Raw genomic sequence first — 13,321 nt, 5'->3', positions numbered from 1 at the left:
GATAGCGAATGGGTTCATTTACGAAAATCAAACACCGAGCCAATAATCAGAATTTATACCGAAAGTACTTCGCAAGCAAAAGCGGATGCATTAGCACAAAAACTAATGACTGAAATTAAAAATTGTATATAAATATGATTGATAACAGAAATATTTTTAAGAATAATATAACCTAAAAGAAATAATTTAAAAATTTAATGATATGAGAATATTAATGGTGTTTCTAGCAATAATATTATTAAGCACTACAGCAGTAACTTCGCAACACGTTGTGGATAGTAGTAGAATTGTAAAAGTTCTTACGTTTAATATTCTCCATGGAGCTACTACGAAAAATAATTTTGATTTAAATCTTTTAGCTGGAGTAATTAAAGATACTGATCCTGATTTTGTTGCTATGCAAGAGGTAGATTTTAAAACAAATAGAGCCAAAAAGTATGATTTGGTTACAGAACTTGGATGGAGAACTAAAATGGTGCCTTTGTTTGCAAAAGCCATGGAATTTGATGGTGGAGAATATGGGGAAGGAATTTTGTCTAAATACACGTTTCTTAAAACAAGAAATGTGGCTTTACCATATAGTAAAGGAAACGAACCTAGAGCGGCTTTAGAAGTAGTATCTAAATTAAAATCTGGTGATACTGTCGCTTTTATTGGAACCCACTTAGACCATTTAGAAAATGAAACAGATAGGGTTGCACAAGCAAAAAAAATTAATGAAGTATTTTCTACAAATAAGTACCCTACTATTTTAGCAGGTGATTTAAATGCAATTCCAAAAAGTACTCCTATCAATATTTTAGAACAAGTTTGGACATCAACATATGATAAAACAAATCCAAAACCTACATATCCTTCAAATAACCCTAAAATAAAGATTGATTATGTAATGTTTCTTCCAAAAAATAAGTGGAGGATATTGGAAACTAAAGTTATTCAAAATACCATCGCTTCCGATCATTGCGCTTATTTAGTAACCATAGAATTATTAAACTAAATAAAAATTGAACAATCTGTAGGAATAAGTTTAATTTTGTCATTTATATAATTGTAATAATTTTTTAAATGTCAAAACCTTTTCAATTTAAACAATTTACTATTCGGCAAGATAAAACTGCGATGAAAGTAGGTACCGATGGAGTGTTAATTGGAGCTTGGACTGAAATTAATCAAGGTGTTTTTAACATTTTAGATATAGGTGCTGGCACTGGTTTAATTGCTTTAATGATGGCGCAAAAAAGTAATGCCGAAGTGATAGATGCAATTGAATTAAATGACGATGCTTATGAACAAACAGTTGAAAATTTTGAACAAAGTAATTGGGGAGATCGCTTGTTTTGTTACCATGCTTCTTTACAAGAATTTGCTGAAGAAATAGATGAAAAGTACGATTTAATAATTTCTAATCCTCCTTTTTATACTTCAACGTATAAGAATATTTCTGAAGAAAGAGCTATGGCAAGACATTCCAAAAGTTTACCTTACTACGATTTACTTGAAGGAACTTCAAAATTATTAGCCCCAAACGGAAATTGTGCATTTATAATTCCTTTTGAAAATGAAAAGGAATTTATTGATTTAGCGGCACAAAATAAGTTGTTTCCAGCTAGAATTACCAGAGTAAAAGGAACTTATAATGCTTCTATAAAAAGGAGTTTATTGCAATTTTCTTTTCATCAAAATGAAATTGAATTTCAAGAATTGATTATTGAAATTAATAGACATGATTATACGGAAGAATATAAAAATTTAGTACAAGATTTTTATTTAAAAATGTAATAAATTTAACCTATTACATGTTCAGGATTGTAACCTAAATAGGAAACTTCTTTTTCTTTAAAAACAATACCATTTTCTTCTAACTCGACTAAAATTGGTTCATAAACTTCTTTATTAATTGGTATTTGAACTCCTGGAGTGGTAATTTCTTTATTTAAAATCTTAAGTGTAGCAATTGCTACAGGTAAACCAACTGTTTTAGCCATAGCTGTATATACTTGATTGTCACCAAGGCATACCATACTACTTTCAATTTGATGTTTTTTACCATTTAGTTCATACCCAAACAAATGCTGCATAACAATCATGTCTTTATCATTTTCTTTTAAAGTCCAACTGTCTTTTAAAATTTTTTCTAAAATTTGGGCTGGTGTGGCATTTTTTAAGCCAATTTTTTTTGTTGAATTAAACAAATCAAGTTCTAATAATTTTTCCCATATAATATCATCCTGATCAATTTTTAAATAGTGGCGTAATTTTAATTCTACAGAATCGTTAGGGTTGTAGGCTAAGAATGAATTGGTAAATTCTCTATAACTCATGTTCTCAGAATTTTCCATAGTGTAACTATCATCAGTCATTCCTAGTTGTACAAAAATATTCCAAGCTCTAGAATAACCTACACGTCTAATAGTTCCACGATATAAAGTTAAAATATCGTCTAAACCGTAAACACTTCGGTATTTTAAAGAGTCTCTATTGGCATAGGCTTCAAATTTTCCATAACCATCAATGTTTAAAATTTCGGTACGTCTAAATAATTTATGATATGGAATATATTTATAGGTTCCTTCTTGAATAAATTTTGATGCACCACCTTGCCCAGCTAAAACTACATTTCTTGGATTCCAAGTAAATTTGTAATTCCATAAATTATCATCACTTTCAGGAGCTACTAATCCACCGCAAAAAGACTCAAATAATAACATTTTTCCTCCTTTTGTTCTAATTTCATCAATAATTTTCATAGCACTCATATGGTCTACCCCAGGGTCTAAACCAATTTCATTCATAAAAATTATGTTTTTATGAACTGCATCTTGGTGTAACGCTTTCATTTCATTAGAAATATAAGAAGCTGTTACCATACTTTTTCCGTATTTTAAGCAATCCTTAGCCACATTAATATGTAAATGAGCAGGGAGCATAGAAACTACAATGTCAGCATTTTTTATAGCATTATTTCGATCAAAATCATCAAAAATATTTAAGGTAATGGCCTGACCGTTTTTATGATTTAGAATTTTCTTTTTAGCAAGCTCAAGAGACATATCAGCAACAGTGATATGTAAATTTTCCGAAATTGATTTGTCTAATAGATACTTTATTAATGAAGATGAAGATTGACCAGCGCCAATAACCAAAATTTTTCGCATTGTTGTTTTGTTATAAATGGTAGACGAAAATACAAATTTAAAAACTTATTTTGTAAGTTAATTGTTATTTTCAAGGTCTATGGCATCTAAAATTTCTTTAGCTCTAATAAAATCTGCCGCATTTACTTTAAGTTTATAACCTTCAATAAATGCAGTTCCAATGGAAGTTGCTATGTTTTCGTCAATAATATAGCTCTCAATACCTTGGTTTGCTAATAATGATTTTGCAATGTGAATTTCGTGTATTAAGCTAGCAGTTAAAATTGTAACTAATGTATCTTTATGATCTTCCATAATTTTTTATTTTCACATAAATATACAAAATAATGGATTGAGAAATAATCAATTTTTTTAATTTTACTGTCAAAATAATATTACATGAATAAAAATTTAGTAATTATTTCAATTTTAGGAGCTATAACAATTGTTTTAGGGGCATTTGGTGCTCATGCTTTGAAAGAAGTTTTAACAGTGGACGAACTAAAGAGTTATGAAACTGCAGTAAAATATCAAATGTTTCATATAATTGTTTTATTAATTGTTAATACGTATACAGGATTTAATTTAAAGAATAAAAATGTAATTAGTTATTTGTTTTTAGCAGGAATTTTATTCTTTTCAGGATCTATTTATGCCATCACTTTAGGAGTTTCTCCAAAAAATATTTGGTTTATCACACCTATAGGAGGTTTATTATTTATAATAGGATGGCTTAAGCTTGCATATTCTTTTTTTAAAATAAAAAAAGAAGAAAAATGAAATTAAAAGAATTGGAATATTAAAATGTTTGTTGGCTTAAACTATTAACCATATTTTAGCCAAAAATTTATTGAAAGAAAAAATGAAAAACGTTTTTTTTTGTCAAAAAATGAAAACGTTTTCGTAATTTTTTGTAAAAAGAAAATTTGTATTATTTCACTGATATTTAATTTTTTATCAAGTGGAAAACGTTTTAGTAAATAGTCAGATTATACTGATAAATGTCATAAATATAAGCTTATAATAATGCTTAAATTTGTTGTAGATAATTAATAAAGATTACTAATAAATAAAACACAACTAATGGAAATTCTTAGAAAATCAGTAGTTACGTCATTAAATGACTTGGGGATTAAAAATGTTAAAGAAATAGTTTACAATCCATCTTATGATGAGTTATACAAATATGAATTAGACCCAAATTTAGAAGGATATGAGAAAGGTTATTTGACAGAACTTGGAGCTGTTAATGTTATGACAGGTAAATTTACAGGTCGTTCACCTAAAGATAAATTTATTGTAAAAGACGATGTTACAAAAGATACTTTATGGTGGAATTCAACTCAAGCTCCAAACGATAATAAACCAACAACTCAAGAAGTTTGGAATGATTTAAAAGGATTGGTTACTGAAGAATTGTCAGGAAAAAGATTATTTGTTGTAGATGCTTTTTGTGGAGCTAATGAAGATACTCGTTTAAAAGTACGTTTTATTGTTGAAGTTCCTTGGCAAGCACATTTTGTAACCAATATGTTCATTCGCCCAACTTCAGAAGAATTAGAAAATTTTGGAGAACCTGATTTTGTAGTAATGAATGGCTCTGAAATTTCAAATCCAAATTGGAAAGAACATGGGTTAAACTCTGAAAACTTTGTATTGTTTAACTTAACTGAGAAAATCCAAATTATTGGAGGTACTTGGTACGGAGGTGAAATGAAAAAAGGAATGTTTGCAATGATGAACTATTACTTACCATTAAGAGGAATTGCATCTATGCACTGTTCTGCTAATGTTGGTAAAGATGGCGATACTGCAATTTTCTTTGGCCTATCAGGAACAGGAAAAACAACGTTGTCTACAGATGCAAGTCGTCAATTAATTGGAGATGATGAGCACGGTTGGGATGATGAAGGTATTTTTAACTTTGAAGGTGGATGTTATGCTAAAACAATTAATTTAGATAAAGATTCAGAACCAGAAATTTATGCAGCAATTAAAAAAGATGCATTATTAGAAAATGTAACAGTTGATGAAAATGGTAAAATAGATTTTGATGATAATTCTGTAACTGAAAATACACGTGTTTCTTACCCAATTCATCATATTGAAAATATTGTAAAACCAGTATCTAAAGCTGGAGCAGCTCAAAAAGTAATTTTCTTATCTGCTGATGCATTTGGTACATTACCTCCAGTTTCAAAATTAACTCCTGAGCAAACTAAATATCACTTCTTATCAGGGTTTACAGCTAAATTAGCAGGAACTGAACGTGGAATTACAGAGCCAACGCCTACATTTTCAGCTTGTTTTGGAGCAGCTTTTTTAACACTGCACCCTGTTAAATATGGTGAAGAATTAGTGAAAAAAATGGAAGCTAATGGAGCAGAAGCCTACTTGGTTAATACAGGATGGAACGGAACAGGAAAAAGAATATCTATAAAAGATACACGTGGAATTATTAATGCAATTTTAGACGGTTCTATTGAAAAAGCTGAAACTAAAACAATTCCAATTTTCAATTTAGAAGTACCAACTTCTTTACCAGGAGTTCATACAGAAATTTTAGACCCAAGAGACACTTATGAAAACCCTGAAGATTGGACAGAAAAAGCAACCAAGTTGGCTAGTTTATTTATCAAAAACTTTGAAAAATATACAGATAACGAAGAAGGAAAAGCTTTAGTTGCAGCTGGACCACAATTATAAGTTAAGAAAGTATAAACATTTTATTAAAGCCTTCCATTTTGGAAGGCTTTTTCTTTTAAAAAAAATTAAAAATTGTATATTTCAGCCCTAAAAAGTAAATTAAACACAATGAAATTTATCAGTAATCCATTAAAACGATTTATTAACCTTGAAACATCTTCAAGTATTATTCTTTTTGCATGTTCAATAATAGCTATTTTATGGGCAAATTCTTCCTATGGTTATTTGTATAAAGATTTATGGAGTCGTGAATTTATATTGGGTTTTGTTGATACAAAATTTCATTTAGCCAAACCACTGATATTATGGATAAATGATGGTTTAATGGCCATATTTTTCTTTGTGATTGGTTTAGAAGTAAAACGAGAAATATTGGCTGGAGAATTAACTACTTTAAGAAAAGCATCTCTTCCAATTTTTGCCGCCATAGGTGGAATGGCTTTTCCAGTTTTAATTTTTTTAGTGTTAAATAACGGAAAAATAGGAGCTGAAGGTTGGGGAGTACCTATGGCAACAGACATAGCATTTACATTAGGAATACTTAAACTTTTAGGAAACAGAGTTCCTTTAGGGTTAAAAATATTTTTGACAGCATTTGCCATTGTTGATGATATTGGAGCGGTATTAGTAATTGCAATTTTTTATAGTGCAAACATTCAATGGGATTTAATAACTTATGGCATGTTGATTTTTGCTTTTGTATCTTTTTTAAGTTATAAAGAAATTTATTCAAAATATTTATACTTTGTTTTAGGAGTTATTGTTTGGTTGTTATTCCTAAAATCAGGTGTTCACCCAACAATTGCTGGAATTTTAATGGCTTTTGCAATACCAATTAAACGAAAAGCTAATTTGACCGAATATGTAAAACTGATAAGAGAAGAATTGAGCGTTTTTAAAGAAGATGCCACTCCTTCAAAAACAATTTTAACTAAAGAACAATTGGAAGTAATAGGTTCTGTAGAAGGAATTACTGAAAAAGTTAATTCACCTTTACAAAGTTTAGAGCATAATTTGCATGGATGGGTATCTTATATAATTATGCCAATTTTTGCGTTAGCAAATGCGGGTGTAGTCATCAGTTTTGATGGGTTGGAGGATTCAAGTCATATAGTGGTAAACATCACTTTGGCTTTAGTTTTAGGGAATACAATTGGAATATTATTGATGTCTTTTATTGGTATTAAGTTGAAGTTAGCCGATTTACCAGAAAATGTAAATTTTGGACAATTAATAGGAGTAAGTTTCTTAGGAGGTCTTGGGTTTACCATGTCCTTGTTTATTGCTAATTTAGCTTATACAGAAGAAAATTTAATTTCTGCATCAAAAATGGGAATTATTCTGGGCTCATTAGTTGCTGGGATTTTAGGATATATAATTTTACGTTCAACATTAAAACCTAAAGTTACTACAGGTTAAAAACTTTGATGGTATTTATATTCTACAAATTTAAAATAGTTGTATAATTTATAATTAACATCCAACCCATAATCAATATTAAAGTCATAATCAATCACATTTTCATAAATATTTGGATTGTATTTTAAAGGGTTTCCAGCTCTAATATTCCATTCAGTAACATAAAATTTATTTTTAATTTCATAATACTCTTGCGAATAAAAATTGGCTGGTTTTGCAATAGAATATAAATAGGTTTCAAATCCTGGATCTATAATAATAATCTCGTACTCCAATTCATCATTTGCTATTCTCACAGCGCCTTCAGGAAGTTTAGTATCTTTATTAGTAGTGGTTTTAGTTGTTGAAGAACATCCAACAATAAATAACCCAATTGCTAAATAATACAATAAATGTTTCATAATTAGGTATTTTAGTATTAAATAAATGTACAAAAACTATTCCAATTTTATAGGTTTAAAATGTTAGTTTTTAAATAATTAAATTAAATTTGTTAATAATCAATTACAATTAAACAAATGAAATATTTATTTATTATTTTCACGCTGTTCATCTCTATTCAAGTACATTCTCAAGATAGATTGACTGGAACTAATTTTGTAACTCGATCTGAGGTAATTGCAAAAAATGGGATGGTAGCAACCTCGCATCCTTTAGCAACACAAATAGGATTAGATGTCTTAAAAAAAGGAGGGTCGGCAATAGATGCTGCCATTGCTGCTAATGCCGCCCTTGGACTTATGGAGCCTACAGGTAGTGGTATTGGAGGGGATTTATTTGCAATTGTTTGGGATTCCAAAACTCAACAATTATATGGCTTAAACGCTAGCGGAAGATCTCCAGAGAACTTAACTTTAAAATATTTTAAAGACCATAACTATAAAAAAATACCTTCTTTAGGGCCTTTACCTGTAAGTGTTCCAGGGTGTGTAGATGGTTGGTTTGAATTGCATTCTAAATTTGGTAAATTACCGATGAGTAAAATTTTAGAGCCCGCTATAACTTATGCAAATGAAGGGTTTCCAGTAACTGAATTGATAGGGTATTATTTACAACGTTCAGTCCCTTATTTAGGATCTCAATTTCCAAATGTACTGGATACTTATACTGTAGATGGAAAAGCTCCTTCGAAAGGAACAATTTTTAAAAATCCTTATTTAGCCAATACATACTCTAAAATTGCCAAAGGAGGAAGGGATGCGTTTTATAAAGGAGAAATAGCTCAAATCATTTCAAAATTTATTCAAGAACAAGGAGGTTTTTTATCCTACAAAGATTTTGCAACGCATAAGTCAGAATGGGTACAACCAGTTTCTGTTAATTATAGAGGTTTTGATGTATGGGAACTGCCACCAAACGGACAAGGAATTGCAGCGTTACAAATGTTAAATATTATTGAGCAATATGATTTTTCAAATATTAAATTTGGTTCTGCTGAACATATTCATATTGTAACAGAAGCAAAAAAATTAGCTTTTGAAGATAGATCCAAGTATTATGCTGATATGGATTTTGCAAAAGTTCCAGTTGAACAATTATTAGATAAAAAATATGCTAAAAAAAGAAAAAATTTAATTACCAATAGAGCAGGGAAATACAATGCTGGTGAAATTAGCGCTGGAGAAACTATTTATTTAACCGTAGCAGATAAAGAAGGTAATATGATATCATTAATTCAGAGTAATTATAGAGGAATGGGATCTGGTATGGTGCCGCCAAAATTAGGTTTTATGTTGCAAGATCGAGGGGAGTTATTTAATTTAGAAGAAGGACATTTTAACACTTACGAACCAAAAAAGAGACCTTTCCATACGATCATACCTGCTTTTATAACAAAAGACGGAAAACCATATGTTAGTTTTGGTGTTATGGGAGGCGATTTTCAACCGCAAGGTCATGTGCAAATTGTAATGAATTTGATAGATTTTGGTATGAATTTACAAGAAGCTGGTGATGCACCAAGAATAGAACATACTGGTTCTTCAACACCAACTGGAGTTAAGGCAGTTGATAGGGGTGAAATAAAGCTAGAAAGTGGAATTTCATTTGAGGTGATACGAGAATTAATTGCCAGAGGACATAAAGTAGGTTATGGTGGCTATTTTGGAGGTTACCAAGCAATTATGTACGATGCTGAAAATAAGGTTTATTTTGGAGCTTCAGAATCTAGAAAAGACGGACAAGCTGCAGGTTATTAAAATATATTTTATGGAAAAAAAAAGATGTGGTTGGTGTGGGAATGACCCGCTTTATATAGAATATCATGATACAGAATGGGGAGTGCCAGTTTATAATGATGATAAACTATTTGAATTTTTAATTTTAGAAACTTTTCAGGCAGGTTTAAGTTGGATAACTATTTTAAAAAAAAGAGAAAACTTTAGAAAAGCTTTTGATGATTTTGATTATAATAAAATTGCTAAATATGATGAGGCTAAGTTTGAAGAACTTATTAATAATTCAGGGATTATAAGGAACAAGTTAAAAATTAAGGCTACAATTTCTAATGCTATTGCATTTAAGGAAGTTCAAAAAGAGTTTCACTCTTTCTCAAATTATATTTGGAATTTTACTAAGGGAAAACCAATTAAAAATAAATGGAAAATTTTATCTGAAGTCCCTGCAACTACTGAGCTTTCAGACCTGATTTCTAAAGATCTAAAAAAAAGAGGGTTTAAGTTTGTAGGTTCAACAGTAATTTATGCTCATTTACAAGCAACAGGGATGGTAAATGACCATATAACCGAATGCTTTAGATATCATCAAGTATCATAATTATTGAATGGGAATATAAATTTCTGTTATCCAGTTAGCTGGATTTGGTTCTTCATTTGGGCCAACGGTATAAACCTCAAAAGGTTCGCCTTTTTCAATGGCAGTATATCCTTTTTCAACTAAAGTTTTATATGCATTTTCCCAAGCTTGGTATAAATATTTGTAATCACCTTTTAAAATAGTTTTAAATGTTTTTTGAGGCGGTAAAAAACCAGTTAAAACATCACCTGTTGTAATTACTCTTTCTTTAACAGGAATACAAGTTGAAAAAATGGTTGTTTTATTTATTTCATCCCATTGATGAGTTAGTAAAAATGGTTGTCCAGATGCTTTGATTGAATTTTGATTTATGAACTCAAGTATTTTTGGAAACATTTCTTTAGTTTTAGCATCAATTGTTTCAATTTTACTAGATGTGGTTAGGTACAAATAATACCCGCCACCAAAATCTACCTCACCAATAGTGGTAAATGAATGTTTATCCATTTCTTTAATCAAATAATTTTCTATAAGCTCTAGACCTCTATTATACATAGGAGTCATATTTTTTTCAATTCCCCCTTGTGTTAACCAAAAAAGTTTTTCTCCAAAGTTGCTTTTACCTTTCATACCCCAAATAACTTCTGTATGGTTATCAATTTCATTAAATCTCCAATAAACTTCAGAAACATTACCTGTTCCAAAATCTATTTGTTGAATAATTTCTTTATTTGGAATAAGTGAAATTGTTTTCATAGTTCCCGTGCCATCTTTGCCTGTCCAAGTATATGATGCACCAACTCCAGAAGTTTTATTAGGATAAGATGCAACAATAGTAGAATCTAGTTCATACCAAGGCCCCCAATTTTCCCATTTTTTAAAATCATTAATTGTGTTAAAAACAACTTCAATAGGTGCTTTTATAATTTTTGAGCGTTTTATATCATAATTACCATCAAGTGTAGCTATATAAATTGATAACCCTATTACTAAAATTAAGAGTAAGAAAAAAAAATATTTTAAAGCTTTCATGGGAACTAAAATTTAGTGATTTACATTACTTAATTTTACTAAATTAATCATTTTTAAATTATTAAATTTGAACCTTATAAATAAAAAACAATCAAAATATGAAATTTAAATATTTAGTCTTGGTGCTATTAAGTTTTTCTTTTTTGTTTTCATGCAATTCAGAAAAAAAAGAGGAACTCACTAAAAAAGAAATTGCTCCAAAAGATTTTAATTATGTAGTAGAACAATTTGCAGATGTAAAAATTCTTCGTTATCAAATTCCGGGTTTTGAAGAACTGAGTTTGAAGCAAAAAAAATTAGTTTATTTTTTATCTCAAGCTGGAATGGCTGGTAGAGATATTATGTACGATCAAAATTATCGTCATAACCTAGCCATAAGAAGAGCATTAGAAGCTATTTACCAAAACTATGAGGGAGATAAAACAACGGATGAGTGGTTAAACTTTGAAACTTATTTAAAAAGAATATGGTTTTCTAATGGAATTCACCATCATTATTCAAACGATAAGTTTAAAGCTGGTTTTTCTAAAGAATATTTAAATAATTTATTGCAAGCAACCAATACAGAACTTTCAGGTGAAGCTTATGAGGTTATTTTTAATGATAAAGATGCTAAAAAAGTAAATTTAGATGCAAGTAAAGGTTTATTAAAAGGTTCTGCAGTAAATTTTTATGACTCAAATATAACTGCAGAAGAAGTAGATGAATATTATGCATCAATAATAGATAAAAATGATGCTACTCCAATTGAATATGGACTTAATTCAAAATTGGTAAAAAATAGTGACGGAACTTTAGAAGAAAAAGTATGGAAAGTAGGAGGTATGTATGGTGAATCTATTGAAAAGATGGTTTTTTGGTTACAAAAAGCTGTAGATGTAGCAGAAAATGATGCTCAAGCAGAAGCTTTAAAATTGTTGATTGAATATTACCAAACAGGAAATTTAGAAACCTGGGATAAATACAACATAGCTTGGGCAACCAATACAGCAGGTGATATCGATTATATTCACGGTTTTATTGAAGTATATAACGACCCAAAAGCCTTTAGAGGATCGTATGAATCTGTGGTTCAAATTAAAGACTTTGATATGTCTAAAAAAATGGCAGTTTTATCTGAAAATGCGCAATGGTTTGAAGATAATTCAACACTAATGGATGCGCATAAAAAGAAAAATGTGGTTGGTGTATCTTATAAAACGGTAAATGTAGCTTCCGAATCTGGAGATGCTTCACCTTCTACACCAATAGGAATAAATTTACCAAACAATAACTGGATTCGTCAGCAACATGGATCTAAATCAGTTTCTTTAGGTAATATTATCAATGCCTACAACAACGCAGGAGGTACAGGTAGATTAAATGAATTTGCTTTTGATGAAGCAGAAGTGGAAACTGAAATAGCATATGGAAAGTTGGCTGATAAATTACATACCGCTTTACATGAAGTTATTGGTCATGCAAGTGGACAAATAAATCCAGGTGTTGGAATGCCAAAAGAAACGATGAAAAATTACGCTTCTACTTTAGAAGAAGCTCGTGCTGATTTGGTTGGTTTATATTATCTGCCTGATGCTAAATTAGTAGAAATGGGAATTTCACCAAACGCTGAAGGTATAGGTAAAGCTGCTTACGATGGCTATATTAGGAATGGATTGATGACCCAATTAATTCGATTAAATCTTGGAGACGATGTTGAAGAGGCTCATATGAGAAATAGACAGCTAGTTGCTGCTTGGGCTTTTGAAAAAGGAACTAAAGATAATGTAATAGAAAAAGTTGTTAAAGAAGGTAAAACGTATTTTGTAGTTAGAGACTATGTAAAATTAAGAACCTTATTTGGTGAACTTTTACGTGAAATTCAACGAATTAAATCTGAAGGTGATTTTGAAGCTGGAAAAGCTTTAGTTGAAACTTATGGGGTTAAAGTGGATCAAGCTATTCATAAAGAAGTATTAGAGCGTAATAGTAAATTTAAATCTGCGCCTTACAGTGGTTTTGTAAATCCTGTTTTAACTCCTGAAATGGATACAGAAGGTAATATTACAGACATTAAAGTAGTGCAACCATCAAGTTTTGCTGAACAAATGTTAGCGTATGCTCAAAAATACACCACATTACCAAGTGTTAATTAAGAATTTATAAATACAAATTTTAAAGTCCGTTTCAATTAATTTTGGAACGGATTTTTTAATGCAAAGAAAAAGTGATTAAAGTAAAAATGGCAATAATTAAAAAGATAGTTATTAAAATGATAAAAGTATTTTTGTAATACT

Annotated in this window: 13 protein-coding genes; 9 read left to right on the top strand and 4 right to left on the bottom strand. The window is 29.9% G+C overall.

Translation table 11 applies throughout. The features are described 5' to 3' along the window. The 3 genes from ACFQZW_RS04680 to ACFQZW_RS04670 form a co-directional block, all read left to right on the top strand. Positions 1–132: hypothetical protein (locus tag ACFQZW_RS04680; protein ID WP_386781575.1), on the top strand; the 132-nt coding region annotated here is incomplete at its 5' end. A gap of 70 nt (positions 133–202) precedes the next feature. After that, a complete protein-coding gene (locus ACFQZW_RS04675) occupies positions 203–997 on the top strand; it encodes an endonuclease/exonuclease/phosphatase family protein (RefSeq protein WP_298265256.1) in 795 nt (264 codons plus the stop codon). A gap of 68 nt (positions 998–1,065) precedes the next feature. Next, positions 1,066–1,779 (top strand): tRNA1(Val) (adenine(37)-N6)-methyltransferase, encoded by a 714-nt coding sequence (locus ACFQZW_RS04670; RefSeq protein WP_298265254.1) that lies wholly within the window; start codon positions 1,066–1,068, stop codon positions 1,777–1,779. A gap of 5 nt (positions 1,780–1,784) precedes the next feature. Here ACFQZW_RS04670 and ACFQZW_RS04665 read toward each other — a convergent pair whose 3' ends face one another. Continuing rightward, positions 1,785–3,155 carry a saccharopine dehydrogenase family protein gene (locus ACFQZW_RS04665; protein WP_372801410.1) on the bottom strand — a complete coding sequence of 457 codons (1,371 nt, stop codon included), beginning with the start codon at positions 3,153–3,155 and terminating at the stop codon, positions 1,785–1,787. Between the two features lie 57 nt (positions 3,156–3,212). After that, a complete protein-coding gene (locus ACFQZW_RS04660; protein ID WP_298286122.1) occupies positions 3,213–3,449 on the bottom strand; it encodes a putative signal transducing protein in 237 nt (78 codons plus the stop codon). An 84-nt stretch (positions 3,450–3,533) separates the two neighbouring features. On the opposite strand from ACFQZW_RS04660, the gene ACFQZW_RS04655 reads away from it, so the two are divergent. The 3 genes from ACFQZW_RS04655 (at position 3,534) to nhaA (ending at position 7,259) form a co-directional block, all read left to right on the top strand. Continuing rightward, positions 3,534–3,914 (top strand): DUF423 domain-containing protein, encoded by a 381-nt coding sequence (locus tag ACFQZW_RS04655; protein ID WP_386781573.1) that lies wholly within the window; start codon positions 3,534–3,536, stop codon positions 3,912–3,914. Positions 3,915–4,217: 303 nt separating this feature from the next. Then, positions 4,218–5,840 (top strand): phosphoenolpyruvate carboxykinase (ATP), encoded by a 1,623-nt coding sequence (gene pckA, locus ACFQZW_RS04650; RefSeq protein WP_298265247.1) that lies wholly within the window; start codon positions 4,218–4,220, stop codon positions 5,838–5,840. Between the two features lie 108 nt (positions 5,841–5,948). Beyond that, entirely contained in the window at positions 5,949–7,259 is a 1,311-nt protein-coding gene (nhaA, locus tag ACFQZW_RS04645; protein WP_298265245.1) for a Na+/H+ antiporter NhaA, read from the top strand. On the opposite strand, the gene ACFQZW_RS04640 is transcribed toward nhaA, so the two are convergent. Beyond that, on the bottom strand, positions 7,256–7,660 hold the full coding sequence (locus tag ACFQZW_RS04640; protein ID WP_298265243.1) for a DUF6146 family protein: 405 nt from the start codon (positions 7,658–7,660) through the stop codon (positions 7,256–7,258). The genes nhaA and ACFQZW_RS04640 overlap by 4 nt on opposite strands. A gap of 117 nt (positions 7,661–7,777) precedes the next feature. On the opposite strand from ACFQZW_RS04640, the gene ggt reads away from it, so the two are divergent. Both ggt and ACFQZW_RS04630 read left to right on the top strand, forming a co-directional pair. Further along, a complete protein-coding gene (gene ggt, locus ACFQZW_RS04635) occupies positions 7,778–9,457 on the top strand; it encodes a gamma-glutamyltransferase (RefSeq protein WP_386781572.1) in 1,680 nt (559 codons plus the stop codon). Between the two features lie 10 nt (positions 9,458–9,467). Further along, entirely contained in the window at positions 9,468–10,034 is a 567-nt protein-coding gene (locus ACFQZW_RS04630; protein WP_372801402.1) for a DNA-3-methyladenine glycosylase I, read from the top strand. Here ACFQZW_RS04630 and ACFQZW_RS04625 read toward each other — a convergent pair whose 3' ends face one another. After that, positions 10,035–11,045: an SRPBCC family protein gene (locus ACFQZW_RS04625; RefSeq protein ID WP_372801400.1), complete on the bottom strand. Its 1,011-nt coding sequence runs from the start codon at positions 11,043–11,045 to the stop codon at positions 10,035–10,037. Positions 11,046–11,143: 98 nt separating this feature from the next. On the opposite strand from ACFQZW_RS04625, the gene ACFQZW_RS04620 reads away from it, so the two are divergent. Further along, entirely contained in the window at positions 11,144–13,180 is a 2,037-nt protein-coding gene (locus ACFQZW_RS04620; RefSeq protein ID WP_372801398.1) for a dipeptidyl-peptidase 3 family protein, read from the top strand. The last annotated feature ends 141 nt before the right edge of the window (positions 13,181–13,321 follow it).

This window comes from Lutibacter aestuarii, from assembly GCF_042676885.1.
GTDB classification, from domain to species: Bacteria; Bacteroidota; Bacteroidia; order Flavobacteriales; family Flavobacteriaceae; genus Lutibacter; species Lutibacter aestuarii.
Note: the sequence above shows the minus strand (reverse complement) of the source record. Positions and strands in the feature narration are given on the sequence as shown.